The sequence below is a fragment of the Streptomyces sp. CY-1 genome, from assembly GCF_047218265.1.
In the GTDB taxonomy this organism is placed as follows: Bacteria; Actinomycetota; Actinomycetes; order Streptomycetales; family Streptomycetaceae; genus Streptomyces; species Streptomyces niphimycinicus.
Genome location: NZ_CP178393.1, coordinates 3026576 through 3052811 on the forward strand (window position 1 = coordinate 3026576; position 26236 = coordinate 3052811).

24 protein-coding genes are annotated in these 26236 nt (G+C 70.4%); 9 read left to right on the forward strand and 15 right to left on the reverse strand.

Translation table 11 applies throughout. The features are described from left to right. Nucleotides 1-137: 137 nt before the first annotated feature. The gene (locus ACK1X7_RS12980; RefSeq protein ID WP_236670344.1) at nucleotides 138-611 is read right to left on the reverse strand and encodes an NfeD family protein; all 474 of its coding nucleotides are present in this window, start codon (nucleotides 609-611) and stop codon (nucleotides 138-140) included. 34 nt (nucleotides 612-645) lie between these two features. Beyond that, the gene (locus tag ACK1X7_RS12985; protein ID WP_385154390.1) at nucleotides 646-1437 is read right to left on the reverse strand and encodes an ABC transporter ATP-binding protein; all 792 of its coding nucleotides are present in this window, start codon (nucleotides 1435-1437) and stop codon (nucleotides 646-648) included. A 110-nt stretch (nucleotides 1438-1547) separates the two neighbouring features. Between ACK1X7_RS12985 and ACK1X7_RS12990 the strand changes: the two genes are divergently transcribed. Next, entirely contained in the window at nucleotides 1548-2351 is an 804-nt protein-coding gene (locus tag ACK1X7_RS12990) for a hypothetical protein (RefSeq protein WP_361510065.1), read from the forward strand. A 162-nt stretch (nucleotides 2352-2513) separates the two neighbouring features. Here the strand turns inward: ACK1X7_RS12990 and ACK1X7_RS12995 are convergent, their stop codons facing one another. The 3 genes from ACK1X7_RS12995 to ACK1X7_RS13005 form a co-directional block, all read right to left on the reverse strand. Then, nucleotides 2514-2753, reverse strand: a complete 240-nt coding sequence (locus ACK1X7_RS12995; protein ID WP_385154387.1) for a chaplin — start codon at nucleotides 2751-2753, stop codon at nucleotides 2514-2516. 138 nt (nucleotides 2754-2891) lie between these two features. Further along, the gene (locus ACK1X7_RS13000; protein ID WP_208522928.1) at nucleotides 2892-3536 is read right to left on the reverse strand and encodes a response regulator; all 645 of its coding nucleotides are present in this window, start codon (nucleotides 3534-3536) and stop codon (nucleotides 2892-2894) included. Further along, entirely contained in the window at nucleotides 3529-4692 is a 1164-nt protein-coding gene (locus ACK1X7_RS13005) for a GAF domain-containing sensor histidine kinase (protein ID WP_385154384.1), read from the reverse strand. The genes ACK1X7_RS13000 and ACK1X7_RS13005 overlap by 8 nt, the downstream gene beginning before the upstream one ends. A gap of 441 nt (nucleotides 4693-5133) precedes the next feature. On the opposite strand from ACK1X7_RS13005, the gene ACK1X7_RS13010 reads away from it, so the two are divergent. Beyond that, nucleotides 5134-5877, forward strand: a complete 744-nt coding sequence (locus tag ACK1X7_RS13010) for a transglycosylase SLT domain-containing protein (protein WP_385154381.1) — start codon at nucleotides 5134-5136, stop codon at nucleotides 5875-5877. Nucleotides 5878-6018: 141 nt separating this feature from the next. Here ACK1X7_RS13010 and ACK1X7_RS13015 read toward each other — a convergent pair whose 3' ends face one another. Continuing rightward, on the reverse strand, nucleotides 6019-8733 hold the full coding sequence (locus ACK1X7_RS13015; RefSeq protein ID WP_413115114.1) for an FHA domain-containing protein: 2715 nt from the start codon (nucleotides 8731-8733) through the stop codon (nucleotides 6019-6021). Between the two features lie 224 nt (nucleotides 8734-8957). On the opposite strand from ACK1X7_RS13015, the gene ACK1X7_RS13020 reads away from it, so the two are divergent. Both ACK1X7_RS13020 and serB read left to right on the forward strand, forming a co-directional pair. Next, nucleotides 8958-10397, forward strand: coding sequence for a streptophobe family protein (locus ACK1X7_RS13020; protein ID WP_413115115.1), 1440 nt, complete (start codon nucleotides 8958-8960; stop codon nucleotides 10395-10397). Between the two features lie 124 nt (nucleotides 10398-10521). Then, entirely contained in the window at nucleotides 10522-11754 is a 1233-nt protein-coding gene (gene serB / locus ACK1X7_RS13025) for a phosphoserine phosphatase SerB (protein WP_216341880.1), read from the forward strand. Between the two features lie 173 nt (nucleotides 11755-11927). Here the strand turns inward: serB and ACK1X7_RS13030 are convergent, their stop codons facing one another. The 4 genes from ACK1X7_RS13030 to ACK1X7_RS13045 form a co-directional block, all read right to left on the reverse strand. Beyond that, nucleotides 11928-12446: a SixA phosphatase family protein gene (locus ACK1X7_RS13030; RefSeq protein WP_385158025.1), complete on the reverse strand. Its 519-nt coding sequence runs from the start codon at nucleotides 12444-12446 to the stop codon at nucleotides 11928-11930. A gap of 115 nt (nucleotides 12447-12561) precedes the next feature. Continuing rightward, nucleotides 12562-12780: a hypothetical protein gene (locus ACK1X7_RS13035; protein WP_385158027.1), complete on the reverse strand. Its 219-nt coding sequence runs from the start codon at nucleotides 12778-12780 to the stop codon at nucleotides 12562-12564. Nucleotides 12781-12931: 151 nt separating this feature from the next. Next, nucleotides 12932-13048, reverse strand: a complete 117-nt coding sequence (locus tag ACK1X7_RS13040) for an SGM_5486 family transporter-associated protein (RefSeq protein WP_253208927.1) — start codon at nucleotides 13046-13048, stop codon at nucleotides 12932-12934. A 127-nt stretch (nucleotides 13049-13175) separates the two neighbouring features. Next, nucleotides 13176-14540: a CynX/NimT family MFS transporter gene (locus ACK1X7_RS13045; RefSeq protein ID WP_385158029.1), complete on the reverse strand. Its 1365-nt coding sequence runs from the start codon at nucleotides 14538-14540 to the stop codon at nucleotides 13176-13178. 131 nt (nucleotides 14541-14671) lie between these two features. Here ACK1X7_RS13045 and ACK1X7_RS13050 point away from each other — a divergent pair, with 131 nt between their 5' ends. Next, complete coding sequence (locus tag ACK1X7_RS13050) at nucleotides 14672-15346, forward strand: FadR/GntR family transcriptional regulator (RefSeq protein WP_361500998.1); 675 nt, start codon at nucleotides 14672-14674, stop codon at nucleotides 15344-15346. A gap of 55 nt (nucleotides 15347-15401) precedes the next feature. Here the strand turns inward: ACK1X7_RS13050 and ACK1X7_RS13055 are convergent, their stop codons facing one another. The 5 genes from ACK1X7_RS13055 to ACK1X7_RS13075 form a co-directional block, all read right to left on the reverse strand. Continuing rightward, a complete protein-coding gene (locus ACK1X7_RS13055; protein WP_385158031.1) occupies nucleotides 15402-15734 on the reverse strand; it encodes a hypothetical protein in 333 nt (110 codons plus the stop codon). Nucleotides 15735-15934: 200 nt separating this feature from the next. Beyond that, on the reverse strand, nucleotides 15935-16705 hold the full coding sequence (fabI, locus tag ACK1X7_RS13060) for an enoyl-ACP reductase FabI (RefSeq protein WP_385152400.1): 771 nt from the start codon (nucleotides 16703-16705) through the stop codon (nucleotides 15935-15937). Nucleotides 16706-16710: 5 nt separating this feature from the next. Further along, nucleotides 16711-17415 carry a 3-oxoacyl-[acyl-carrier-protein] reductase gene (gene fabG / locus ACK1X7_RS13065; protein WP_216341886.1) on the reverse strand — a complete coding sequence of 235 codons (705 nt, stop codon included), beginning with the start codon at nucleotides 17413-17415 and terminating at the stop codon, nucleotides 16711-16713. 290 nt (nucleotides 17416-17705) lie between these two features. After that, nucleotides 17706-18584, reverse strand: a complete 879-nt coding sequence (locus ACK1X7_RS13070; protein ID WP_385152397.1) for an NmrA/HSCARG family protein — start codon at nucleotides 18582-18584, stop codon at nucleotides 17706-17708. 75 nt (nucleotides 18585-18659) lie between these two features. Next, on the reverse strand, nucleotides 18660-19730 hold the full coding sequence (locus ACK1X7_RS13075) for an alkene reductase (RefSeq protein ID WP_385152394.1): 1071 nt from the start codon (nucleotides 19728-19730) through the stop codon (nucleotides 18660-18662). Between the two features lie 254 nt (nucleotides 19731-19984). On the opposite strand from ACK1X7_RS13075, the gene ACK1X7_RS13080 reads away from it, so the two are divergent. The 4 genes from ACK1X7_RS13080 (at nucleotide 19985) to ACK1X7_RS13095 (ending at nucleotide 26114) form a co-directional block, all read left to right on the forward strand. Continuing rightward, nucleotides 19985-20530: a MarR family winged helix-turn-helix transcriptional regulator gene (locus ACK1X7_RS13080; protein WP_390793026.1), complete on the forward strand. Its 546-nt coding sequence runs from the start codon at nucleotides 19985-19987 to the stop codon at nucleotides 20528-20530. Nucleotides 20531-20690: 160 nt separating this feature from the next. Continuing rightward, nucleotides 20691-21110 carry an SseB family protein gene (locus tag ACK1X7_RS13085; RefSeq protein WP_385152388.1) on the forward strand — a complete coding sequence of 140 codons (420 nt, stop codon included), beginning with the start codon at nucleotides 20691-20693 and terminating at the stop codon, nucleotides 21108-21110. Further along, nucleotides 21097-21618 carry a hypothetical protein gene (locus tag ACK1X7_RS13090; RefSeq protein ID WP_385152385.1) on the forward strand — a complete coding sequence of 174 codons (522 nt, stop codon included), beginning with the start codon at nucleotides 21097-21099 and terminating at the stop codon, nucleotides 21616-21618. The genes ACK1X7_RS13085 and ACK1X7_RS13090 overlap by 14 nt, the downstream gene beginning before the upstream one ends. Beyond that, nucleotides 21618-26114, forward strand: a complete 4497-nt coding sequence (locus ACK1X7_RS13095) for a putative T7SS-secreted protein (protein WP_413115116.1) — start codon at nucleotides 21618-21620, stop codon at nucleotides 26112-26114. The genes ACK1X7_RS13090 and ACK1X7_RS13095 overlap by 1 nt, the downstream gene beginning before the upstream one ends. The last annotated feature ends 122 nt before the right edge of the window (nucleotides 26115-26236 follow it).

Here is a 26236-nt window from a genome sequence, read left to right on the forward strand (position 1 = left end):
CCTTCATGCGGCGATTCGGATGGTCGGGATGATCAGGTCTGGCGGTTCCCGAGGGTGGAGTCTGTCAGATCCATGGTCGACTCCGCAGCTCAACCGGGGCGCCCTCAACTCTTGGTAGGACACTCCCGGTACGGCGTCTACATGACGACGGCCGTCGCACCGTCGATCTCCACCACGTCGACCTGCTGCCCGGGTTCGTAAGCCTGGCCGGGGTCGAGTGAGCGCGCGGACCATACTTCGCCCGCGAGTTTGATGCGGCCGCCGCCGCTGTCGTCGACGCGTGCGAGGACGACGGCCTGACGTCCCTTCAGCGCCTCGATGCCGCTGCGCAGCTCGGGTTGCTGACGGCGGCTGCGGACCGCCATCGGGCGTACGACCGCGACCAGCGCGACCGAGACGGCGCAGAAGACGACGACCTGGAGCACGATGCCGCCGCCGAGCGCGTCGGTGATGGCACCGGCCACGGCACCGACGGCGACCATCCCGAATTCGGGCATCGCGGTCAGTACGAGCGGGATACCCAGTCCTACGGCGGCGATCAGCCACCACACCCATGGATCCACATGGTCATGGTAGTTGTCGCCGGTCTCCGGGGACAGTGCGCGGATCATCTGCCGGTGGCACGGCAGGCGCAGGGGGCGGACATCAGGCCAGCGGCAGGCCCTGAGCGGTCCAGCGGTGGCCGTTGCGGTCGACGACCAGCGGCAGGCCGAAGCAGCGGGAGAGGTTACGGGAGGTCAGTTCGGTCTCGACCGGGCCGGCGGTGAGCACCTTGCCCTGGCGGATCATCAGAACATGGGTGAAGCCGGGGGGGATTTCCTCGACGTGATGTGTCACCATGATCATCGACGGGGCGAGCGGGTCGCGGGCGAGTCGTCCGAGGCGGCGGACGAGGTCCTCGCGGCCGCCGAGGTCGAGTCCGGCCGCGGGCTCGTCGAGGAGCAGCAGCTCGGGGTCGGTCATCATGGCGCGGGCGATGAGCGTGCGCTTGCGCTCGCCCTCGGAGAGGGTGCCGAACTTCCGGCCGAGGTAGTCGGTCATGCCGAGGCGGTCGAGGAAGGCGCGGGCGCGGGTCTCGTCGACCGCGTCGTAGTCCTCCTGCCAGTGGGCCGTCATGCCGTACGCGGCGGTGAGGACGGTCTGAAGGACGGTCTGGCTGCGCGGCAGCTTCTCGGCCATGGCGATGCCCGCCATGCCGATGCGCGGGCGCAGTTCGAAGACGTCGACGCGGCCGAGTTGCTCGCCGAGGATCCGGGCGTTCCCGGCGCTCGGGAAGAGGTAGCTCGAGGCGAGGTTGAGGAGGGTGGTCTTACCGGCTCCGTTGGGGCCGAGGATGACCCAGCGCTCGCCTTCTTTGATCGACCAGGAGACCTCGTCCACCAGAGCCCGCCCATCGCGGACCACCGATACGTCCAGCAGCTCCAGAACCTCGCTCATGAGCGCGTTGTCTCCCATTGCAGTCTCGAGTCGTGCGTGCGCCTGTGGGCGCAGCCCCCTGAGGAAAACCTACGCCACACGTTGTCGGTGCCAGTCCTTAGGCTGGTGCCATGCTCGATGAACCACGTTCAGGGCGCCTCGCGGCTTGGGGAAATGCCCTTATCGCCGGACTTGTCTCCCCCGATGAGGCGGCGCATCGCATCGCGGACGAGGACGCGTCGCACCGGGTGGCCGGGCTTCCGGGGGAGTCCGGGCCGGTGGGACTCACGCTGGCGCTGGGGAAGCTGCGGGCGCTCGGGGCCAAGGGGCTGCGGGTGGCGCTGCCCATAGCGGGGCATCCCCTGGGGCTGAGCGGCCCGCCGGAGTTCAACGCCCAGGCGCTCGACGCGGGTGAGGCGGTGATCGCGACGGGCGCGGCGCTCGGCCTGGTGCCCGAGGTGTCGGCGGCCGGGCCCGAGGGCGATCAGCACATCGAGGTGGTGTGGCGGTGCCAGAGCGTGCGGGAGGCGCCGCCGGCCGATGTGCCGTCGCTGAGCGAGGCCGAGCGGGAGCTGGCCGAGGCGCTGCGGGAGGCCACGGAGGTGCTCTCGCGGCTGAATGTGGCCGGATCGGGCCCGGTGGCCGAGGCGGCCCTGGAGGCGTATCGGGCGCGGGCCGAGCGGGGGCGCGAGGTGCTGGCCCCGGGCTATCCGCCGCGGGCCATCCGGGTGCTGGAGCTGGCCCAGCGGGTGGGTGCGCTGGTGGACATCGCGTATCTGGCGGGCGGGGACGGCCGGGAGCACGGCGGTGCGGTGAGTGCGTCGGAGATCACAGCGCGGGCCGAGGCGCTGCGGCCGGTGGAGCGCACCTCACGGCGGGCCCAGGTGGCGGCGTACAACGCGTATGTGGAGGAGCGGGAGCGGGGCGGCCTCTGAGCTTTCCCGAGGGCCTGCGGCCTTCTCCGGGGGCTCTGACCATCCCCGGGGGTCTCCGGACTTCCCTGGCGGTCTCCGGCTTCCCGGGGGTGTCATGGGACCGGCCCCGGAGGCGGGTGCCTCCGGGGCCGGTCGGTGGTGCGTCATATATCCGCCGGGCGGTCAGCCGCCGCAGGGCGTACCGAGCGCCGGGTTCATGGACCCGATCACCGAGACGGTGTTGCCGCAGAAGTTCACGGGCACGTGGACGGGCGCCTGAATGTTGTTGCCGGAGACGACACCCGGGGACATCGTGGCCCCACCGTCGGCCCAGGGGCCCTGGGCGGTGGCGACACCGGCACCGGCGACGGCGAGTCCGCCGGCCGTGATCGTGATGGCAGCGATCCTCTTGATGTTCTTCACTTGGCAAGACCCTTCATTCATCAGCGCGGCACCACGGCGGAACGCCGCGGTACGCCGTGGAAAACGGCCCGGCTGATGGCGAGTTGCGCTGTTCGAGTGATGGCCACCCGTTGGTGTGATTTCACGGAGAAACGCTGTTCATGCCCCAATCCCATGCCGTACGGCCCAAAGCGCGGCCTGGGTGCGGTCGGCGAGGTCCAATTTCATAAGAATGTTGGACACGTGGGTCTTAACGGTCTTTTCGGACAGCACCAGCGCACGGGCGATCTCCCGGTTGGACCGGCCGTCCGCGATCAGCGCGAGCACCTCGCGTTCCCGCTCGGTGAGCGAGCCCCCGCGCCCCTGGCCGCCACCCTCCTCCTGGGAGAGCAGCGCGAGGGCCACCTCGGGCTGGAGCAGCACATGCCCGGAGTGGACGGACCGGATGGCGCGGGCGAGCGCCTCGGGGTCCACGTCCTTGTAGACATAGCCCGCGGCGCCCGCGCGCAGCGCGGGGACCACGGTGCGCTTCTCGGTGAAGCTGGTCACGATCAACACCCGGGCGGGGTTGTCGAGGCCGCGCAGGGTGCGCAGCGCCTCGATGCCGTCGAGGCCGGGCATCTTCACATCCATGAGGACGACGTCGGGGCGCAGTTCCTCGGCGCGGGCGACGCCCTCCTCACCGTCCGACGCCTCACCGACCACCTCGATGTCGTCCTGGACCTGGAGAAAGGTCCGCAGACCGCGCCGCACCACCTGGTGGTCGTCGACGAGCAGCACCCGTATCCGTCCGGGGTCAGCCACCGGGCACCTCCATCTCGATCACGGTGCCCTTGCCGGGCGCCGACTCCACGGCCAGAGCGCCGCCGACGCCGCCGGCCCGGTCCCGCATCGACACCAGCCCGAGGTGGCGTCCGGCGCGCCGGACGGCCGAGGGGTCGAATCCCCTGCCGTCGTCGGTGACGCGGAGCCGGGCGCCCTGGCCGTGCCGGGTGAGGGTGACGTCGACCTGCCGCGCGTCGGCGTGGCGCAGCGCGTTGTGCAGGGCCTCCTGGGCCACCCGCAGCACCGCCCCCTCCTGGGCGGCGGGCAGCGCCCGCACGCCGTGGCAGGCGAAGGTGACCTGGGCGGAGTGGGCCCGGTCGAGCACCTGCACCTGTGTCCTCAGGGTGGCCACGAGGCCGTCCTCGTCGAGGGCGGCGGGGCGCAGCTCCACGACGGCGGAGCGCAGCTCGTCGGTGGCCTCGGCGGCGAGGAGGGCGATCTGCTGGAGCTCGTCCTTGGCGCGGCCGGGGTCGCGGTCCACCAGGGCCGTGGCCGCCTGGGCGGTCAGCCGCAGCGAGAAGAGCTTCTGGGAGACGGCGTCGTGCAGCTCATGGGCGAGCCTGGCCCGCTCCCCGGCGATGGTGAGCTCGCGGCTGCGCTCGTAGAGCCGGGCGTTGGTGAGGGCGATGGCGGCGTGCTGGGCCAGGATGGCCAGCAGTTCCTCGTCCTCGGCGGTGAAACCGCAGCCGCCCTCGGGCTTGGGGCATCGTTTGTTGGCGAGGAATACCGCGCCGAGAACTTCATCGCCGTCGGCAATGGGAAGACCCAGAAAATCCGACATTTCCGGATGAGCTGATGGCCATCCCTCAAAACGGACATCTCGCCGCACATCGGCGAGTCGCTGCGGGGTGGCGTCCTTGAGCATGGCGGCGAGAATGCCGTGCTGCCGGGGCAGCGGCCCGATGGCCTTCCACTGCTCGTCGCTCACCCCATCTACTACGAACTGGGCGAAACCTCCGTGATCATCGGAGACCCCCAGAGCGGCATACTCCGCATCGAGCAGCTCACGGGCGGACACAACGATGGTCTTTAGGACATCACGGACTTCCAGATGTCGGCTCATGGCGAGCAGCGCACCGCTCACCCGGCTCAGTCCGGCTCCGGGTCCACCGCCCCGTCCTTTCGTCATGGCCATTACCGTACCGACCCGCCATCCGATGGGCATATCGGCCGGTCGGCGGCCACCTGATAAGACCTGAGCCCTAGGTCGAACGGCGCACACAGGACCCCCAAAGGGGCTGTTGCAGGGGTGGAAAAAACAAACACCCTGAGCATTTGCGTGGGCACAGCGCGCAATATGAGAAGCTCCGCGATGTGAGCCCGGACACACGACCTAAATCACTTACGAACGTGCTTAGTGGACGTTTCATAGGCGACTGAGCGGGGATGACGGCCGTTCGCATGGGCATGAGCGGCCTACTTATCCACTAAGCAGCATCGTATGTCACGCCTTTGCGACAACTTTTTGCGGCAGCTAAGAATTTCCCCCAGTCGCACGGCGCCGTAGATCCAGGAACGGCGCTCTGCGCGCCGATATGGCCTGCGACTCAAGCGATTGGAAGAGGTCTACTCCGCCATGCCCCTGCCCAACATCCCCGGCTACGCCCGTCTCAACAAGACGCACAAGTACTCCGCCGCCGGAATCGCTGCCGCCGGTGCGGCCGCCATAGCCTTCGCAGTCGTCCCCGGTGGCAACGCCGACGCCAAGACGACGGCTCAGGACCTGCCGAAGAAGCCCGTCGCCCTCACGTCCCAGAAGGCCGACGCCCAGGCCCACCACGAGGCCCTGGTCAAGCAGTCCGCGCTCGCCGACAAGCAGGCCAAGCAAGAGGCCGCCGAGAAGAAGGCCGCGGCGGAGGCCGCGAAGAAGAAGGCGGCGGAAGAGGCCGCCGCGAAGAAGGCCGCCGAGGCCAAGGCCGCCAAGGAGCGCGCCGTCAAGCAGGCCGCGAGCCGCTCCGCCGCGCGCATCGAGACGGTCGCCGCCACGCAGAAGACCTACCCGGACAACCTCGACGGCTGGATCCGGGAGTCCCTCGACATCATGAAGAAGAAGGGCATCCCCGGCTCCTACTACGGCATCCACCGCAACATCATCCGGGAGTCCGGCGGCAACCCGCGCGCCATCAACCTGTGGGACATCAACGCCCGGAACGGCGTGCCCTCCAAGGGCCTGCTCCAGGTGATAGCCCCGACCTTCAAGGCGTACCACGTCGAGGGCACCGCCTGGGACCCCTACGACCCGGTCGCGAACATCACCGCCGCCTGCAACTACGCGGCCGACCGGTACGGCTCGATGGACAACGTGAACGGCCCGTACTGACCCGTACTGAGCCTGAACGGCCCGTCCAGAACCCGGCGTTCCGACGCCGAAGGGCGACGGCACCCCCGGTGTGCGAGGGGTGCCGTCGCCCTTGTGCGAACGTCGATGGCGGCCGCTTGCGCATGACCTCCGGGGCCGCGGCTACTTGCGCATGACCTCCGGCTCATGGCGGCGCAGCAGCCGCGCGACCACGAAGCCGCATGCGATGCCCAGGATGATCAGCACGATCATGTCGATGCCCCACTGGGTCGTGGTGTGCTCCCACAGCGGGTCGGTGTCCAGGGGCTTCTTGCTGTCCCACGGCGCCATCATGTGGCCGACACCCGGGCCCAGGTCCAGCGTGGCACCGGCCGCGCCGACCGCCCAGCGGGACGGCATCAGCCAGGCGAACTGCTCCACACCGAGCGATCCGTAGATCTTGAACAGGACGCCGGTGAAGACGACCTGGACGATCGCGAACATGACCAGCAGCGGCATGGTCTTCTCGGCCGTCTTCACCAGGGACGAGATGACCAGGCCGACCATCATCGAGGTGAAGCCGATCGCGATGACGGCCAGGCAGAGCTCGGCGGCCGGCGGCATCAGCAGGCCCTCCGGGGGCAGCTTGCGCGTCGAGAGACCGATACCGGAGATGATGACGCCCTGGCAGGCGGTGATCACGCCGAGCACGATCACCTTGGACATCAGATACGCGGAGCGGGACAGGCCGACCGCCCGTTCCCGTTCGTAGATGACCCGTTCCTTGATCAATTCTCGTACGGAATTGGCCGCGCCGGTGAAGCACATGCCGACCACGAGAATCAGCAGCACCGTCCCGGCGGCCTGGTTGAAACTGCCCTTCGGGGCAAGCTGAAGGCCGAACTTCGCCGGGATGACGACGCTCACCGAGCCCAGCACGGCGGGCAGGATCACCATCAGCCCCATGAAGCCCTTGTCGGAGCCGATCACCGACAGATAGCGGCGGATCAGCGTCCAGAGCTGCGATCCCCAGCTCTGCGGCTTCTGCATCCGGGTCGGCGGGGCCTGCACATGGACGGACTGCGGGGCGACGGAGTCGAGGTCCGCCGCGTACATCTGGTAGTGCTGCGAACCGCGCCAGCGGCCCGCCCAGTCGTAGTCGCGGTAGTTCTCGAACGACGAGAAGACATCCGCCCAACTGTCGTAGCCGAAGAAGTTGAGCGCCTCGTCCGGCGGGCCGAAGTAGGCCACCGAGCCGCCCGGCGCCATCACCAGGAGCTTGTCGCACAGCGCCAGCTCGGCGACCGAGTGGGTGACCACCAGCACGGTGCGGCCGTCGTCGGCGAGCCCGCGCAGCAACTGCATGACATCGCGGTCCATGCCCGGGTCGAGACCGGAGGTCGGCTCGTCCAGGAAGATCAGCGACGGCTTGGTGAGCAGCTCCAGCGCGACGGAGACCCGCTTGCGCTGACCGCCGGAGAGGGCGGTGACCTTCTTCTCCCGGTGGATGTCCAGCTTGAGCTCGCGCAGCACCTCGTCGATCCGGGCCTCGCGCTCGGCCTCGGCGGTGTCACCGGGGAAGCGGAGCTTGGCGGCGTAGCGCAGGGCCTTCTGGACGGTCAGCTCCTTGTGCAGGATGTCGTCCTGGGGCACCAGACCGATGCGCTGGCGCAGCTCGGCGAACTGCTTGTAGAGGTTCCGGTTGTCGTAGAGGACATCGCCCTGGTTGGCCGGGCGATAGCCGGTGAGCGCCTTGAGCAGCGTGGACTTACCGGAGCCGGACGGGCCGATGACCGCGACGAGGGACTTCTCCGGGACGCCGAAGGAGACGTCCTTGAGGATCTGCTTGCCGCCGTCGACCGTCACCGTCAGATGGCGGGCGGAGAAGGAGACCTCACCGGTGTCGACGAACTCCTCGAGGCGGTCGCCGACCAGCCGGAAGGTGGAGTGACCGACGCCGACGATGTCGGTGGGGCCGATGATCTGCTGCCGGACCGGCTGGCCGTTGACATAGGTGCCGTTGTGGCTGCCGAGGTCACGTATCTCGAAACGGCCGTCGGGCAGCGCCCGGAATTCGGCGTGGTGGCGCGAGACCTGGAGATCGGAGACGACCAGCTCGTTCTCCAGCGCACGACCGATGCGCATCACCCGGCCGGCGGCGAGCTGATGGAAGGTGGTCGGGCTGCGGTCGCCCTGGGCGGGCGCGCCGCCGGCCGGACCGGAGGAGCCGGTGCCGGGGCCGTTCTGCCCGAGGTTGTTCTGCGGGGCCTGGGGCTGCTGCTGCGGCGGCTGGGGGGCCTGCTGGTGCTGCGGCTGCTGATGCGGCGCCTGCTGCTGCGGGATGAACGGCTGCTGCTGGTGCGGGGCCTGGGGCTGCTGCTGGGGCTGCGGCCAGCCTTGGGGCTGCGGCGCACCCTGCTGGGGCGCACCCTGCTGGGGCGCACCCTGCTGGGGCCAGCCGGGGCCGGGCTGCTGCTGCGGCTGCTGGGCGGGGGGCTGCTGGGCCTGCTGAGCCTGGTGGGGCTGCTGCGCCTGCTGGGGCATGCCCATCGCCGCCTGCTGGCCGTACGCGCCCGCGGCGCCCATCGAGGCGCCGCCGCCGGAGACGCTGAGCCGAGGGCCGTCGGCGGCATTGCCGAGATGGACGGCCGAACCAGGGCCGATTTCCACCTGTTGGATTCTCCGGCCCTGCACATAGGTGCCGTTGGTGGAGCCCTGATCCTCGATGACCCAACTGCGCCCACCCCAGCGCACCGTGGCATGCCGCCAGGAGACCCTGGCGTCGTCCAGCACCATGTCGCCCTGCGGGTCGCGCCCCAGGCTGTACGACCTGGATGGATCAAGTGTCCAGGTCTGTCCGTTCAATTCCAGTACGAGTTCCGGCACTCCATGCCCCACTAGTTGTCCCCCGAGTTACCCCCCTGACAGAGGGAGTCTAGGGATGGCGAACATCCTGAGGAACTATTTCAGGCTCAGTCCCTTCACCGGAAGTCGGGCTTTGACAAGAGCACAACTCGGGCGTCATTGACTCATCCGAAAGGCCCTCGGAAAGTGGTAAGCACTGACGGATAGTGCGGATCATTGTTAATCCGGGCAACTCGCGACGATCGGGAGTCGGCGATATGAGCGCGAGCGGTGGCGGGCGAGTGTCCTGGGGGCCCGCGCTGCTCGCCGCGATCGCAAGCGTGAGCTGGGCGTTTCTGGCCATGGTGGGGATCGCCGCGCTCGGTCTGCATCTGATCGGCGCCGACCGTGCGGGCGCGCTCGGGCCGATGACCGCCGCGGCGACGGTGCTGGCGGTCGGCGGTTCCGTCACCCCGTCCGGCGATGTGGGCGTCTTCGGGCTGGAGGGCGCCCAGGCCCATGCCGCCATCGATATCGCGCCACTCGGGGTGAGCCTGGTCGGCGCGCTGCTGCTGGGGTGGCTGTTCTCACGGTCGTTACGGGCCGCCGGGGCGGTGATCGGCCCGGCCGAACTCGCCGTGCGCGCGGGCCTCGTGGCCGTCCTCTTCCTGCTGCTGCTCGCCGGGCTGACCTGGGTGGGCAACGATACGGTCACGATCGACGGCGCCACCCTCGCCCTGCCCGGCCTCGGCAGACAGCGCACCGAGCACGATCTGCTGAGCCGGCTCCCCGAGCAACTGGGCGATATCGCGGACATCGGCGCCGGGCTGCTGCCGGACCGGCTGGCCGAGCTCGTCGACGCCAAGGCGTCCGTCGGCTTCACCGTGGCGGCCGGCCGCTCGGTGCTGGGCGGCGCGGTGTGGGTCGTCGCCGTCCTGCTGATCGCGCTGCTGGCCGCGCGCCGTGCCCCGCTGCCGCCCGGCGGGCAGGCGCTGCACCGCACCGTCCGGCCGGCGGTGTCCGCGCTGTGCGGGGTGCTGGTGCTCGCGGTCGGCGCGGGTCTGGTGGCCGGGATCTACGCGGCGGTCGGGGACGACCATCCGGGGCTGGTGCTCGGATCGGCGCTGCTCGGCGCGCCAAACGGGGTGTGGATCGGCGTACCGCTCGGGCTGTTCATCCCCTGGTACGGCAAGGCGAGCGGCGCCCTGAGACAGGTGCTGCCCTATCCCGTGGACGATCTGCTCGCCGGGCCGGGCGGGGAGCCGCTCACGGTGGGGCGGCTGGCCGAGCTCGACGGCCGGGTCTGGCTGCTGGTGGTCGCGAGCGTGCTGCTGATGCTCGCCGCCGGGGTGCTCACCGCCGCCCGTACGCCCGTGGGGGACTCCCGGCCGTTCGCCTTCGCGGGGTGGTGTGCGCTGCGACTGGGTGTGGTGACCGCGCTCGCGCTGCCGCTGCTGGTGTGGCTGACCCGGGTCTCGGCGGGGGCGAGCCTGTCCGTGCTCGGCTTCGACGCCTTCGGGGCGGGGCTCGAGCTGTACGGAAACGCTCCGCTCGCGGCCGCGCTGGGCGCGGGGTGGGGCGCGGCGGCGGGGGCCGCCGGGGCGCTCGCGGCGTGGGCCACGGGCGCGGCGGGGCACCGGGTCGCGGCGCTCGCACGGAGGGACGACGGGGACCGGGGCGACAGGGGTGGGGACGGCGGCGGCGGACGTGGCACATGAAGCCGCCGATCATGCGAGGGGTGACGCCTCGGCGACCGGGACATGAACGTTCCGCCTCAGGTGGCCGTCCACGGTGCGGGCTGCCGCGCACACCGCGGGAAAGGCCGGATACGGTGGGAAGACCATGAGCACATCGCGGATCCCCCCTGTCACCGCCGTCCTGGACGACGATGTCCCCACCCTCCTTGTCAAGATCTTCGGCAAGGACCGCCCCGGTATCACCGCCGGGCTCTGCGACACTCTGGCCGCCTACGGCGTGCACATAGTGGACATAGAGCAGGTCGTCACCCGGGGCCGCATCGTGCTGTGCGTCCTGGTCACGGCCCCGACGGCCGACGGCGCCGAGGGCGATCTACGGGCCACCGTGCATAGCTGGGCGGAGTCGATGCGGCTCCAGGCCGAGATCATCTCCGGCCGGGGCGACAACCGGCCGCGTGGCACCGGCCGGTCGCATGTCACCGTGCTGGGGAATCCGCTGACCGCCGAGTCGACCGCCGCCATCGCCTCCCGGATCACCGGCACCGGCGGCAACATCGACCGGATCTTCCGGCTCGCGAAGTATCCGGTGACGGCCGTGGAGTTCGAGGTGTCCGGCGCCGAGACGGAGCCGCTGCGCACCGCGCTGGCCGTCGAGGCCGCCGATATCGGCGTCGATGTGGCCGTGGTGGCGTCGGGGCTCCAGCGCCGGGCCCAGCGGCTGGTGGTCATGGACGTTGACTCCACCCTGATCCAGGACGAGGTGATCGAGCTCTTCGCCGCGCATGCGGGCTGTGAGGCCGAGGTCGCCGAGGTCACGGCGCGGGCGATGCGCGGTGAGCTGGACTTCGAGCAGTCGCTGCACGCGCGGGTCGCGCTGCTGGCGGGGATCGACGAGTCCGTGGTGGAGAAGGTGCGCGCCGAGGTCCGGCTGACCCCCGGCGCCCGTACGCTGATCCGCACCCTGAAGCGTCTCGGCTATCAGGTGGGCGTGGTCTCCGGCGGCTTTACGCAGGTCACCGACGATCTCAAGGAGCGGCTGGGGCTGGACTTCGCCTCCGCCAACACCCTGGAGGTCGTGGACGGCAAGCTGACCGGCCGGGTGGTCGGCGAGGTGGTGGACCGGGCGGGCAAGGCCCGGCTGCTGCGCCGCTTCGCGGCCGAGGCGGGGGTTCCGCTGGTGCAGACCGTCGCGATCGGCGACGGGGCCAACGACCTGGACATGCTGAACGCGGCCGGGCTGGGCGTCGCCTTCAACGCCAAGCCGGTGGTCCGGGAGGCCGCGCACACCGCGGTGAACGTGCCGTTCCTCGACACGGTGCTGTATCTGCTGGGCGTGACCCGCGATGAGGTCGAGGCGGCGGACGCGCACGTGGACTGACGGGCCCAGGGCTGACGGGCTCAGAACTGACGGGCCCAGGGCTGACGTGCCCCGGCCCGGAACGCGCACCGGCCCCCGCTCCCCGTACGACGGCGGAGCGGGGGCCGGTGCGCTGAGATCACGCCCGGGGGATCACCGGGGGGATCACCAGGGGATCACCCGGGATCCGGCCATCACTCGTGAGGCGCCCAGAAGCTGGCAAGGCGCCCGCAGCCGATCTCGACCGACTTCCACGAGCCGCTGAAGGTCACGACGGCGAACGCGGCGGTGGGGAAGGCACCACGCTCCATCCACTCCCTGGCGCCCTCGTCGGCCTCGCCCGCCAGTGCGTCGGCGAGGCCGTGCATCCCGGGGTTGTGGCCGACGACCAGCAGATCGGTGACATCGTCCGCGGTCTCATTGATCACCTCGATGAGCTGACCGACCGGGGCGTCGTACAGCCGCTCCTCGTAGACGGTCTTGGGGCGGTGCGGCAGCTCGTGGACCACCAGCTTCCAGGTCTCACGGGTGCGCAGCGCGGTGGAGCAGAGGGTGAGTTCGGGGGTGAGACCGGCCTCCGCGATCCGGCGCCCGGCGAGCGGGGCGTCATTGCGGCCGCGCTCCGCGAGCGGGCGCTCATGGTCGGCCACCTGGGGCCAGTCGGCCTTGGCGTGTCGAAGGAGGACAATCCTGCGGGGCACATCGACGCTCATGCGTCCCAGCTTCGCATGAATCGGTGCACGAGGCGCAGGGTGTTGGAACGACCTCGTCAAACGTGAGCACACCCACGATATGGCGGACACGGCTGATCACCACCGCCTACGGTGGTCACGGCGCCGCGTCCCCGAAGGTCCGGTGCACCAACTCCACGACCTGCGAGACCGGTCCGGAGACGCCGCTCTCGGCATGGGCGGCGGTGGGCCCGGTGAGCAGGAGCAGCAGCGCCGCGAAGGCGACGGTCGGGAGCGCGACGGCCCACCACGGCAGCCGGACGTCCATGCCGCTGTCCACCGGGTGTGCGGGCCGGGTACGTGTGCGGGCGGACATGGGATCGCCTCCGGGTCGCCGAACGTGTCGATGGTTCGACGGTACGGAGCGGGCGGGGCGGCTCCCATCCGGTGAGCCACCCACTTACCCCTGAGCCCAGCCCCCTAGGGGACGGTGGGGCCAGCCCCACCATCCGGTCCCCCGCCGCGGATCAGGGCGAGGCGAGGCTGGCGACCACCCCGACGATCACGGTGATGCCCAGCATCACGCCGAGGATGATGAGGAGCTTCTTCTGGCCGTCCGGGGGGTTCTCATCGAGCACTGGCATGGCACCAGTCTCCCATCCCCCGTACGCGACCCCGAGCAGCCCCCGTACCCGACACGGATCAGCTCTCGGACGCGGCCCCGATCAGCGCTCGTCCTCGGGCCCGATCAGCGCTCGTCCTCGGGCCCGATCAGCGCTCGTCCTCGAGGGTGCGGTCGCGTCCGGCCAGCACGCCCGCGATGATCTGCGGCACCATGAACCCGGCCATCAGCGCGATGGGCTGTCCCCAGCCGCCGCTGTGCTGGTAGAGCACGCCGACCAGCAGCGGGCCCGGGATGGACAGCAGATAGCCGACGGACTGCGCGAAGGCCGACAGCCGGACCACGCCCGCGTGGGTCCTCGTCCGCATGCCGATCATGGTGAGGGCGAGCGGGAAGGCGCAGTTGGCGATGCCGAGCAGCAGGGCCCAGGCCCAGGCTCCCCCGGCCGGGGCCAGCCACAGCCCGGCGTAGCCGGTGAGGCCGAAGACGCCGAGGATGACGACCAGGACGCCCTGGTGCCGCAGCCGGGCGGCGATCCGCGGCAGGACGAAGGCGAGCGGCACACCCATCGCCATCATCACGGCCAGCAGCAGTCCGGAGGTGGAGGCGGAGACCCCCGCGTCCCGGAAGATCTGCGGCATCCAGCCCATGGAGATATACGCGGCGGTGGCCTGGAAGCCGAAGAAGACGGCCATCGCCCAGGCGAGGGGGCTGCGGGTGATGCGGATCGCGGGCCCGTCGGCCGGGGCAGCGGTCTCGGCCGTGGCCGGTGCGTCCGCGTCCGTACGGCCCGCCTCCTTACCGCCCGCCTCGCTGCCGGTCGTCCCGGCGCCGTCCGCCCCCGAACCGCTCGTACCGCCCGTACCGCCGCGGGCGAGGAACAGCCACGCCACCAGCGCCACCGCGGCGAGCAGCGCCCACACCCCGAGCCCGGTCCGCCAGGAGCCGCCCAGCGCGTCGGTCATCGGCACGGTGATCGCCGCGGAGGCGGCCGTGCCCAGGGACAGACCCATCGAGTACAGCCCGGTCATCGAGCCGACCCGGTCCGGGAACCAGCGCTTGACGATCACCGGCATCAGGACGTTGCTCACCGCGATCCCGGCCAGGGCGAGCGCGCTGGCGGCCAGGAACGCCACGGTCCCGCCGGCCATGGGGCGCAGCAGCAGACCGGCGGCGATGGCGGCGAGCCCGGCGCAGACGATGGCCACCGGCCCCCAGCGCCGGGCCAGCCGGGGTGCGGTGAACCCGAAGAGCGCGAAACACGCCGCGGGCACGGAGGTGAGCACTCCGGCGACGGTGCCGCTCATCCCGAGGTCGGCGCGGACCTCTTCGAGCAGCGGACCGAGACTGGTGACGGCGGGGCGGAGATTGAGCGCGGCGAGGATGAGCCCTGCCGCCATGACGCGGCCTCGCCAGGGTGAGGCGGCGCGGCGCGGCCCTCCCGGTTCCGCCGGGAGGGGCGCGGAGTCGGCGGTGTCGAGCGTCGCGAGATCGTCAGACGGGGGCGTGTGCATGCCGACCATCATAGAATGATGGGATGAATGCTCGTCCAGTGGTGAGCAACCGCCCGGTAACGGGCTGACGGCATCATGGAAGGGCCCGTGCGCTCACCTCGGGCCACATCCGCCCCATGCACAGGAGAGTCATGCCGCTGACCTCGCCCCGGCGCTCCGCCCTCGCCGACCAGGTGATCGCCCAGCTTCGCGCGCAGATCACCTCGGGCGAATGGCCGGTGGGCTCGCGGATCCCCACCGAGCCCGAGCTGGTCGAGCAGTTGGGGGTCGCGCGCAACACCGTGCGGGAGGCCGTACGCGCCCTCGCGCACAACGGGCTGCTGGACATCCGCCAGGGCTCGGGCACCTATGTGCTGGCGACCAGCGAACTGGCCGGGGTGATGCACCGCCGCTTCGCCGCCGCCGACCCCCGTCATGTGGCCGAGCTGCGCAGCGCCCTGGAGACCAAGGCGGCCCAGTTGGCCGCGGAGCGCCGCACCGAGCAGGACCTCAAGCAGCTCGACGCCCAGTTGGACCGGCGCGAGCGGGCCTGGGAGGCGGGCGACCCGGACGCGTTCGTCGAGGCGGACGCCACCTTGCACATGGCGGTCGTCGCCGCCTCGCACAACGATGTGCTGGCGGAGCTGTACGCGGATCTGGGCGCGGTCGTACGGGACTTTCTGCGCGCGGACGTGGACAGCGGGATGGGCCCGGACACGTATGTGGACCACGGACGGCTGGTGGAGGCGATCCGGGAGGGGGACGGGGAGCGGGCGGCGGGCGAGGCCAGCACCCATCCGTTCGGCTGCCGCTTCCGCACGCGCTGAGCGACCGGCGCATGGGTTCAGCGACGCGCGTGGGCTCAGCGACCGGCGCATGGGGTCAGCGCTCGGCACGGTGGCTCACCCAGGCTTTCCGTATCTCCTTCCAGCAGCGCTCGGCGACGTCCACACGCTGGGCCGGGCCGACCTCCACCGGGCGGGCGTCCATGTCCGGGTCCCACCAGCGGGCGCATTCGACATGCAGTTGCACCCGGTCCGCGTTGGGGTTGGGGTTGAAGCAACTGGCCGTGGCGTGCGAGCCGCGCACCGAGGTACTACAGGCGGCCTCGCGCTTCCGGGGCCGTTCCTGCGCGGCGGAGCTGGAGGCGGCGATGACCAGACCCACCGTGGCGACGAGCAGCAGCGCGGCCGCGACACGGCGGGTCGTACGCATGCGGGACCTCCTCGGCCGTGCCGCTGGCGCTGGCGCTCCGGTGAGTCGGTTCGTCGTATGACTCCACACTGCGTGTGCCCACCACCCGGACGCGCGTCCTACTCCCCCGAACGGGTGAACGCACATGCGGAACGGCCGCCGTCCCGGACCCCCGGTTCGCGGGGGCGGGACGGCGGCCGTCGCGCGGAAACGCCGTGGGCTCAGGCACCCATCATGTGCACACCGCCGTCGACATGCACGATCTCGCCCGTGGTGCGCGGGAACCAGTCGGACAGCAGCGCGACGACGCCACGCCCGGCCGGCTCCGGGTCGGTCAGGTCCCAGCCGATCGGGGCCCGGTGGTTCCACACGTCCGCCAGCTCCTCGAAGCCGGGGATGGACTTCGCGGCCATGGACTTGATCGGCCCGGCGGAGACCAGGTTGCAGCGCACGTTCCGCTCGCCGAGGTCGCGGGCGAGGTAGCGGCTGGTGGACTCCAGCGCGGCCTTGGCCACGCCCATCCAGTCGTACTTCGGCCAGGCGAACTGGGCGTCGAAGGTCAGGCCGACGATCGAGCCGCCGCGCGGCATCACCGGCAGGCAGGCCATGGTGAGCGCCTTGAGGGAGTAGGCCGAGACATGCACGGCGGTGCCGACGTCCTCCCAGCTTCCCTCGAGGAAGTTGAAGGCGCCCTGCGGGCCGAAGGCGATGGAGTGCACCACGCCGTCGAGGTCGACACCCTCGCCCAGGTGCTCGCGCACCTTGTCGGCCAGGCCGTCGAGCTGCTCCTGGTTCTGCACATCCAGCTCGATGACCGGGGCGGGCTTGGGCAGCCGCTTGGCGATCCGCTCGACGAGGGAGACCCTGCCGAAGCCGGTGAGGATGACCTCGGCGCCCTCCTCCTGGGCCAGCCTGGCGGCGTGGAAGGCGATGGACGCCTCGGTGATGACGCCCGTGACCAGGATGCGCTTGCCGGCGAGAATTCCACTCATGACGTTCAGTGACCCATGCCCAATCCGCCGTCGACAGGGATGACGGCTCCAGTGATGTACGCGGCCTCGTCGGAGGCCAGGAAGCGGACCGAGGCGGCGATCTCCTCGGGCTGCGCGTAACGCGCGAGCGGTACCTGCTTCACGATGTTCTCGCGCTGGTCGTCATTGAGCGCGCGCGTCATGTCCGTGTCGACGAAACCGGGCGCGACCACATTGACGGTGATGTTGCGCGAGCCCAGCTCACGGGCGAGGGAGCGGGCGAAGCCCACCAGGCCCGCCTTGGACGCGGCATAGTTCGCCTGACCGGCCGAACCCATCAGCCCGACGACCGACGAGATCAGCACCACGCGCCCCTTACGGGCCCGCAGCATCCCCCGGTTGGCCCGCTTGACCACGCGGAACGTACCGGTGAGGTTGGTCTCGAGGACGGTGGCGAAGTCCTCCTCGGACATCCGCATCAGGAGCTGGTCGCGGGTGACCCCGGCGTTGGCCACCAGGACCTCGACCGCGCCGTGCTTCTCCTCGATCTCCTTGTACGCCTGCTCGACCTGCTCCGGCTCGGTGATGTCGCACTTGACCGCGAGCAAGCCGGCCGGCGGCTCGCCGGACCGGTAGGTGATGGCGACCTTGTCGCCAGCATCGGCGAAGGCACGGGCGATGGCGAGGCCGATGCCGCGGTTGCCTCCGGTGACGAGAACCGAGCGGCTCAAGGGACCACCTTCTCTTGTCGATCTCTGTCGACGGCTGTCGCTGTCTGTCGGCGTACGTCGATGTCTGTCGGCGTGTGTCGATATGACGTGCCGGGACGATTCACAGCGCGCGCCGACCCCTACCCCCGCAAACTATCGGTCCAAGGCCCCCGAGGAGGAATCGGGCGCCCACAGGGGCGTGTGTCCCTCCCTGTCGACTTCCTACAGAAACGCCGTGGCGGCGGGGCCCCGGGGCGCGTCACGCCCGGACCGGCCACCCCGGGTCCGCCGGGGTGGCCGGAGTCCTGGGGCTACTGGGCGGCGGGGGCGGTCCATGCCCGGCGGGCCCAGGTCTCCAGGGTGGTCAGCTCGGGGTGCCGAGCGCGCAGGGCGGGGATGTCCGCCCGGTATCCGTGGTCGTTGAACCAGGCGAACATGGCGCCCATCTCGGAGCTGGCCTGCCGAAGCTGATCGAGATCCTGCTCCTGGAAGCGGGTGGGAATGCCCGAGACCTTCTCGAACACCTCGGCCATCCGCTGCCCCGTGAGCTCCTCGGAGGCCAGCTCGAGCCGGCTGCCGATGTACTCCTCGGGGTTGTCGAAGGCGTCGGCGGCGAACCGGCCGATGTCCTCGGGGGCGATCATCTGTAGCGCCGTCCCGGGCTTCAGGGCCAGGGTGAGCACGAGCCCGTCGGCGTCACGGACGGGGCCCATGAAGGCGAAATTGTTGATGAAGTAGGTCGGGCGCAGCATGGTGGCGGGCAGCCCGAGGCCGGTGATGTGCCTCTCGATACGGGCCTTGCTGTCGAAGTGCGGCACTCCGGAGTCGCGCTCGGCGCCGCCGACCGAGCCGTAGACGAGGTGCGCCACCTCGGCCCGTGCCGCGGCCTCGGCGACCGCGCGGCCCTGCCGCTCCTCGGCCTCGATCCCGCCGGGGCCCATGAAGGTCTGCACGCTGTAGACCCCGTACACACCGCGGAACGCGGCGTCCAGCGAGCGCGGGTCGTCGAGATCGCCCGAGACGACCTCGGCGCCCGCCGCGGCCAGCTCCTGTGCCTTCGCCGAGCGCGGGTCGCGGGTCAGCGCGCGCACCGGGCGGCCCCGGCGGAGCAGCTCGCGGGCGACGGAGCCGCCCTGGTTGCCGGTCGCGCCCAGGACCAGGATGGTCCGCTTGTCGTGGTGGGTGGTCATAGCTCTCTCTCCTCTTTCGCGGTTCGGCTGTTCGGCTGTTCGGCCAGGTATGCGGATGCGGACGGGGATCGCGGCTCAGCCGAGGGCGGGGTAGTCGGTGTAGCCGCGGCGGTCGCCGCCGAAGTAGGTGGCACGGTCGGGGGTGTTGAACGGGCCGCCGGCGGCGAGGCGGGCCGGAAGGTCGGGGTTGGCCAGGAACATCGCGCCGAAGGCGAGCAGATCCGCCGTACCGTCCGCCACCAGCGCCAGCTCGCCCGGCCCGGTCGGCTCGTCGCCGGTGGACGGGTTGAGGACGAGGGTGCCGGGCCACTCCTTGCGCAGCCGTACGGTCAGATCGCGTACGCCCGGGGCCTCCATCTGGTGCAGATAGGCCAGGCCCAGCGGGGCCAGCCGGGCCACCAGGGCGCCGTAGGTCTCCTGGAGGGCGTCCTCGGCGATGTCGTTGACGGGGTTCCCGGGCGAGATGCGGAAGCCGACCTTCTCACCGCCGATGGCCCCGGCCACCGCGGCCGCCACCTCGGCGCCGAAGCGGACGCGGCCGTCGACCGAGCCGCCCCAGGCGTCGGTACGCCGGTTGGCGTTGGGGGCGAGGAACTGGTGGACCAGATAGCCGTTCGCCCCATGGATCTCCACGCCGTCGAATCCGGCCGCGATCGCGTTGCGTGCCGCGGCCGCGAAGTCGTCGATGGTCTGCGCGATCTCGGTCTCGGTGAGCGCCTTGGGGGTGCCGAAGTCCTTGGGGCCGTCGTGGGTGAACACCTTCCCCCGCGGCGTCACGGCGGAGGGGCCGACCGGCACCAGGCCGTCCGGCAGCAGGCTGGGGTGGCCGATCCGGCCGGCGTGCATGAGCTGCGCGAAGATCACCCCGCCCGCGCGGTGCACGGCGTCGGTCACCTGTCGCCAGGCCGCGATCTGCTCGGCGGAGTGCAGGCCCGGGGTGTCGGGGTAGCCCTGTCCGATCACCGAGGGCTGGATCCCCTCGGTGACGATCAGCCCGGCGCTCGCCCGCTGCGCGTAGTAGGTCGCGGTCAGATCGGTCGGGCTCGTGCCCGGGCCATAGGCGCGGCTGCGGGTCATCGGGGACATCACGATGCGGTTGGCCAGGCGGGTGCCGCCCAGGTCGTACGAGTCGAATGCCGTCGTCATGATCACTTTCCTGGTTCGAGGTGGAGGCTGCCGCGAGGTGCGGCGAGCCGCTGCCCTGATGCTCATCACAACATTAACTGTCCGAACAAGTAAATCGCGGCGACGCATTCCCGCTCGATCGTGAGCCACCTCACCGCCGAGGGATTTGCCCAGACGAAAGGCGGTATGTACGGCACAACCAGAGAGAAGACAGCAGCGCTAGGCTTGTTCCTGTCCGAGCATCAAGGTGACCAAGCGGGAAAGGCGAGTACGAGATGACGCAGTCCACGCCGGAGGCCGGGAACAGCGCCGTGGGGATGGGGCAGCAGGCCACCGTCCCGATGCCGGGCGCCGCCAGAGGCGGGCCGGTCAGCCATGCGATCTTTCGCCTGGCCCGCCTGCACCGCATGTTCGCCGGACAACTGCTGCGCCGCATCGGGCTGCACCCGGGCCAGGAGCTGGTGATGATGCACCTGTGGGAACTCGGCCCCCAGCGCCAGGCCGACCTGGTGCGGCTGATGGACTCCGACGCCGCCACCATGACCCGCACCGTCCGCCGCCTGGAACAGGCCGGCTTCGTCCGCCGCCGCCCCTCCCCCACCGACAAGCGCGCCTCGCTGATCGAACCCACTGCGGCCAGCCACGCGCTGCGCCGCGAGGTGGAGCGGGCCTGGAGCCAACTCGAGGAGATCTCGACGGCGGGCCTCTCGGACGACGAAAGCGCCGCGGCCCTGCGCACCCTGGAGCACCTGGAGCAGAACCTCGTACGCGCCGCCGCCGAATCCGCGGGCGCGGAAGCGGACGCGGACGCGGAGGACTAGCGCTCAGCGGACGGAAGCCATCGACCCCCTGGAACGCACCGGGCCGGCCCGGCGGCTGCGGGGAGCGGCGCGTCGATTACGGAAGGTGTCGGTCACCCGTGCGAAGATGACCCTCATGTTTGGGGGAGGGGACGGTAGGCCGCCTGGTCAGGGCGGCAAAATGACGCTGGCGGACCTCGTCCGCCAGGAGACCGCCGCGCGGCTGACGGAGCGTGAGAAGTGGGCGGCGCTGCGGACGGCGCGGCTGTACTTCCAGCGCCCGGAGCACCCGGGCTTCCTGATCTCGGAGACCGCCGAAGGCGGCCCGCTGGTCCCGGTCTTCACCTCACTCGAAGGGCTCGCGCTCTTCGCGGGGGCGTGCGGCTGGGCGTCCACGACGGTCGAGGACCTGGTGGACCTGCTGCCCGAGGGCGTACGGGCGTTGGTGGATCCGCTCGGCGAGCGCCCCTTCCTGCTGGACGCGCGGACGCTGCACGACGCGGAGGACCAGAAAGCGGACGGCCCGGAAGCCGGGAACCAGGAAGCCGGGAACCAGGAAGCAGCAAGCCACGGCGAGGGGGCCGACGGTGGCGGATCCTGACGCGCGGAATGTGAACCGCGCCCCCAGCGAGGGCGGCGAACACGGCAAATACGGCGGAAACGAAGGCGCCGACGGCTACAAGATCGAGATCGCCTCGGTAAAGGGCCTGATCGCCCCGCTGGAGGAGTCGGTCGTCGGAGCCCGCGCCGTGAAGAACGGCCAGGAGAAGCTGACGGGCTACCTCCAGCACTGCGGCGCGCCCGAACTCCTGGAATCCGGCAAGGGATTCCTCAAGGAGTGGGGCTTCGGCATGGGGGAACTGGCCGATCACGCGGATGCGGTCGTGGAGCGGCTGTACGAGGCGGTGGCCGGTTACATGCTGGCGGATCTGCTGCGGGTGAAGGACTTCTGGCCCTCGGACGAGAACATGGCCAAGCTCCCTTCGGGCGGCGCGGGCAAGTGGTCCTGGGAGCATGTGGGCGCGCCCGAGATGGAGAAGCGCCCGGAGGAGACGGGGTTGTCGAAGTTCTCGCGCAAGCTGCTGAGTGAGTACGAGGACGAGTCCTGATGGGCGATCCGGACGCGGGGCGGGCCCCGCAGATACGGATTCCGGTGGACGCGAAGCCCAAGGACCTGATCCCCGGCGATCCGGACGACATCGACGACCTGGTGCTGGAGCTGCGCGCGTATGCGGGCGCCTTCCAGGACGGCAAGGACAAGCTGCGGCCGCTGGAGCTGGCGGACTGGTCGGGCAAGGGCGCGAGCGAGTTCCGTAAGTCGGTCGACCGGCTGCCGAAGGAACTGACCTCGGGCCATGACCAGTTCACCCATGCGGCGAGTGCGCTGGCGGCGTACGCGACCAAGCTGCGGTCGGTGCAGAAGCGCTGTGAGCCGATCATCGAGGACGCGGACGCGGCACGGGCGGCGTCCAAGGCGCACAACACGAAGGTCGAGACGTACAACGACGCGGTGAAGCGCGGCGACGAGCAGTTGCCGGACCGGCCCTCGGAGACCGATCCGGGCATCGCCGCGATGGAGTCGTGTGTCGGTCGGCTGGACAAGCTGATCGAGGAGTTGCAGCTCGTCGTCGACGCGTCGAAGAAGAAGATCGACAAGGCGGCGGAGAAGGCTCCCAACAAGCCGAGCAACTGGCACAAGCTCGGCGACAGCTTCAAGGACGGGCTGTGGAAGGTCCACCACGGCATCCTCGGCCTGGGCGAGATCCCCGCCTCGATCGTCAAGGGCGACGGCAAGGGCCTGGCGATGCAGTTGGCCGGTATGGCGGACGGCGCGGCGTACGCGGCCCAGCACCCCAAGGAGTTCGCCAAGGCGGTCACGAACTGGGACATGTGGTCCAAGGACCCGCTGCGCGCGGCGGGCGAGATCACCCCGTCGCTGCTGCTCGCCCTGGCCACGGGCGGTGCGAGCGCGCTGCGCAAGGAGCTCCGGACGGGCCAGACCGCCGCGCAGCGGCTGGCGCTCCGCAAGAGGGACCTGGGCCGGGACGGCGAGGCGTCCCGCCGGGCGGACAGCGACGGCACGCACGACCGGCATACGCACGACAAGGACTGCGAGGACGACCCGGTCGACGTCGCCACCGGCGAGATGGTCATGCCGGCCACGGATGTGTCCCTGCCCGGGGCACTCCCCCTGGTCCTGGAGCGCACGTTCGTCTCCGGGCACACCTGCGGCGGCTGGTTCGGCCGCACCTGGGCGGCCACGCTCGACCAGCGGCTGGAGCTGGACGCGGACGGGATCGTGTTCGTCACGGCCGACGGCATGGTGCTGCGCTACGGGGTGCCGACGCCCGGGGAGGACACATATCCGGCGCGGGGCCCGCGCTGGCCGCTGCGCTGGGACGGCGCGGCGGGCGGCACGATGCGGATCGAGATCCCCGAGCGGGCCCGCACGCTGCACTTCACCCCGCTGGGCGGCAACGGCAATGAGCTCCCCCTCGAGGTGATCGAGGACCGCAATGGCCGGTCCATCACGTTCACCTACGACGAGGAGGGCACCCCGCGCGAGGTGGCGCACTCCGGCGGGTACCGCATCGCGATCGACACCGATCCGGAGCTCGCGCGCATCACCGGGCTGCGGCTCCTGGGCGTCGGTGCCGCCGAGGGGGGCACCACGCTGGTGTCCTTCGGCTACAACGGCGCGGGCGACCTGACCGAGGTCTTCAACTCCGCCGCCGAGCCGATGCGGTTCACCTACGACGACCAGCACCGCGTCACCTCATGGACCGACCGCAACGGCACCAGCTTCGGGTACGTCTATGACCACCGGGGCCGGGTGCTGCGCACCATCGGCTCGGACGACATGATGACCGGCCGCTTCCACTACGACGAGGCGTCCCGCACCACCGTCTACACGGACTCGCTCGGCCACCGCATCACGTACGTCTTCGACGAGGCGTACCGGGCGGTGTCCCGCACCGACGCACTGGGCCACACCACCCACACCGAGTGGGATCCGGGGACGCGCCGCCTGCCGCTGTCGGTGACCGACCCGCTGGGCCACACCACGCGCTACGCGTACGACGGCTCCGGCAACCTGATACGCGTCGACCGCCCGGACGGCACGTCGGCCACGGCCACCTACGACGGGGACGGCCGGCCGCTGGAGGTGTGCGAACCGGACGGCGCGGTGTGGCGCCACGCGTACGACGACCGGGGCAACCGCGTCCGGACGACGGACCCGATGGGCGCGGAGACGCACTACGCCTATGACGAGTCGGGGAACCTGACCTCGGTCGTCGATCCGCTGGGCCATGCGGTGACCGTGGTGTGCGACGCGGCGGGCCTGCCGATCGAGGTCACCGACGCCCTGGGCAACACGACCACCGTCCGCCGGGGCACCCACGGCCGCGTCACCCGCGTCACCGATCCCCTGGGCCATGTCACCCGCCAAGGCTGGACCATCGAGGGCAAGCCCGCCTGGCGCACCCGGCCGGACGGCAGCCGCGAGACCTGGACCTGGGACGCCGAGGGCAACCTCACCGAACACACCGACCCCGCGGGCAACACGACCCGCCACACCCACACCCACTTCGACCTCCCGGCGACGCGGACGGACCCGGACGGGGCGACGTACGCCTTCGCCTACGACACCGAGCTGCGCCTGACGGCGGTGACGAATCCGCAGGGCCGGACGTGGACGTACGCATATGACGGAGCGGGCCAGGTCACGGCCGAAACGGACTTCAACGGCCGCACGCTGTCGTACGAGCACGATGCGGCAGGCCGCCTGATATCCCGGGAGAACGGCGCGGGCGAAACCCTGGCGTACACGCGCGACGCACTGGGCCGCACGGTCGCCACGCGCACGGCGGACGGCACGGAGACGACATTCGCGTACGACGCGGCGAGCCGCCTGACGCGGGCGGCGAACCCGGACACGGAGCTGAGCCGTACGTACGACGCGCGAGGGCGCGTCCTGACCGAGACGGTGGGCGGTCGTCGCACGACGACGTACGGATACGACGCGGCGGGCAACCGCACCGAGCGGATCACCCCGAGCGGCCTGCGCTCGACCTGGGCCTACGACGCGGCAGGCCGCCCGACGACGCTCACCACGGCGGACAACTCCCTGCACTTCGCGTACGACGCGGCGGGACGGGAGACGACACGTACGTTCGGCGACGATGTGACCCTGACCCAGGGGTGGGACGCCCTGGACCGCGTGACGGGCCAGACCGTCACCGGCCCGGCCAACGCCCTCATCCAACACCGGGCGTACAGCTACCGGCCCGACGACCACCTCACCGAAATCCGCGAGCTGACGTCCGGGACCCGCCGCTTCGACCTCGACCCGGTCGGCCGCGTGACGGCGGTCCACGCCCACGGCTGGACCGAGACCTACGCCTACGACGCGGCGGGCAACCTGACGCATGCCACGGCCCCGGGCCACGAGTCATCTGGCGACCGGGAGTTCACGGGCACGGTGATCCACCGAGCAGGCCGCACCACATACGAACACGACGCCCAGGGCCGCCTGACCCGCCGCACCCGCAAACTCCTCAACGGCCAGACCCGCACCTGGACCTACACCTGGAACACGGAAGACCGCCTCACCGACGCGACGACGCCGGACGGCGAGCACTGGCACTACATATACGACCCACTGGGCCGCCGCATATCCAAACAGCGCCTGGCCGAGGACGGCACGGTCGCCGAAGCGGTGGACTTCACCTGGGACGGCACGAGACTGGCAGAACAGACGACGGCCGAGGGCCCGACGCTGACCTGGGACTACGCCCCAGACACCCACCGTCCGATAACCCAGACCGAGCGCCACACGTCGCGTGAGCCGGCGGCGGAAACATCACCGGTCCTCCGCCGCTTGACCGATACGGCCCCGCAATCGGAATACGACGCCCGCTTCCACGCCATCATCACCGACCTGGTCGGCACCCCCACCGAACTGGTCACCCCCGACGGCACCCTCGCCTGGCAACACCGCACCACCCTCTGGGGCACCCCCCTCCCCGCCCCACCGGGCTCAGTCGACTGCCCCCTCCGCTTCCCGGGCCAATACGCCGACCCCGAAACGGGCCTGCACTACAACTACTTCCGCCACTACGACCCCGAAACCGCCCGTTACGCCTCCCCCGACCCTCTCGGGCTTCGGCCAGCCCCCAACCATCATATCTATGTGCGGAACTCCCTCACCCGGATGGACCCACTGGGGCTGGAATCAGAAGCACGCGACGAAGACGAATATCTCTATCGCGGAGTTCCGAACGGACACTATAAGTACGATGAAGCCAAACAGGGACGCGCAGTACCGCTGGGCGGTCACGATGATCCCGCAAGCCATAATGGAGGCAACACAAACAGCGAGTTCACCTCATGGACCACCGACTTCGACGGCGTAGCGGTGGACGCGGCCGACGAATTAGGGTCTGGAGGTATAGTCATGAGAATTCCAAAGTCCGCCATACCCGAATCAAGGATAGTCGAGTCACCCGACATCTACGGCGAAAGCGAAATATTGATCAGAGGCGAAATTTCGGGGGCTCAAGTATCTACCAACAACGGGAAGAGCTGGAAATGCCCAGGCTGATCAAATCTCTCGAAAGGGCAATCGCTCGAGGCGTTATCGACGCATCATTCCTAACCCTCATCGGAAACATCGAAAGAGTGGATCATTCACATTCTGAAGTGGGCGTCGAGTCACTCAAGCGA

What these genes read in the sequence shown, in the direction of transcription:
- ACK1X7_RS12980 (WP_236670344.1), bottom strand. Translation starts at nt 611, where the DNA reads ATGATCCGCGCACTGTCCCCGGAGACCGGCGACAACTACCATGACCAT.
- ACK1X7_RS12985 (WP_385154390.1), bottom strand. Translation starts at nt 1,437, where the DNA reads ATGAGCGAGGTTCTGGAGCTGCTGGACGTATCGGTGGTCCGCGATGGG.
- ACK1X7_RS12990 (WP_361510065.1), top strand. Translation starts at nt 1,548, where the DNA reads ATGCTCGATGAACCACGTTCAGGGCGCCTCGCGGCTTGGGGAAATGCC.
- ACK1X7_RS13005 (WP_385154384.1), bottom strand. Translation starts at nt 4,692, where the DNA reads ATGGCCATGACGAAAGGACGGGGCGGTGGACCCGGAGCCGGACTGAGC.
- ACK1X7_RS13010 (WP_385154381.1), top strand. Translation starts at nt 5,134, where the DNA reads ATGCCCCTGCCCAACATCCCCGGCTACGCCCGTCTCAACAAGACGCAC.
- ACK1X7_RS13020 (WP_413115115.1), top strand. Translation starts at nt 8,958, where the DNA reads ATGAGCGCGAGCGGTGGCGGGCGAGTGTCCTGGGGGCCCGCGCTGCTC.
- serB (WP_216341880.1), top strand. Translation starts at nt 10,522, where the DNA reads ATGAGCACATCGCGGATCCCCCCTGTCACCGCCGTCCTGGACGACGAT.
- ACK1X7_RS13030 (WP_385158025.1), bottom strand. Translation starts at nt 12,446, where the DNA reads ATGAGCGTCGATGTGCCCCGCAGGATTGTCCTCCTTCGACACGCCAAG.
- ACK1X7_RS13035 (WP_385158027.1), bottom strand. Translation starts at nt 12,780, where the DNA reads ATGTCCGCCCGCACACGTACCCGGCCCGCACACCCGGTGGACAGCGGC.
- ACK1X7_RS13040 (WP_253208927.1), bottom strand. Translation starts at nt 13,048, where the DNA reads ATGCCAGTGCTCGATGAGAACCCCCCGGACGGCCAGAAGAAGCTCCTC.
- ACK1X7_RS13045 (WP_385158029.1), bottom strand. Translation starts at nt 14,540, where the DNA reads ATGCACACGCCCCCGTCTGACGATCTCGCGACGCTCGACACCGCCGAC.
- ACK1X7_RS13050 (WP_361500998.1), top strand. Translation starts at nt 14,672, where the DNA reads ATGCCGCTGACCTCGCCCCGGCGCTCCGCCCTCGCCGACCAGGTGATC.
- ACK1X7_RS13055 (WP_385158031.1), bottom strand. Translation starts at nt 15,734, where the DNA reads ATGCGTACGACCCGCCGTGTCGCGGCCGCGCTGCTGCTCGTCGCCACG.
- fabI (WP_385152400.1), bottom strand. Translation starts at nt 16,705, where the DNA reads ATGAGTGGAATTCTCGCCGGCAAGCGCATCCTGGTCACGGGCGTCATC.
- ACK1X7_RS13070 (WP_385152397.1), bottom strand. Translation starts at nt 18,584, where the DNA reads ATGACCACCCACCACGACAAGCGGACCATCCTGGTCCTGGGCGCGACC.
- ACK1X7_RS13075 (WP_385152394.1), bottom strand. Translation starts at nt 19,730, where the DNA reads ATGACGACGGCATTCGACTCGTACGACCTGGGCGGCACCCGCCTGGCC.
- ACK1X7_RS13080 (WP_390793026.1), top strand. Translation starts at nt 19,985, where the DNA reads ATGACGCAGTCCACGCCGGAGGCCGGGAACAGCGCCGTGGGGATGGGG.
- ACK1X7_RS13085 (WP_385152388.1), top strand. Translation starts at nt 20,691, where the DNA reads ATGACGCTGGCGGACCTCGTCCGCCAGGAGACCGCCGCGCGGCTGACG.
- ACK1X7_RS13095 (WP_413115116.1), top strand. Translation starts at nt 21,618, where the DNA reads ATGGGCGATCCGGACGCGGGGCGGGCCCCGCAGATACGGATTCCGGTG.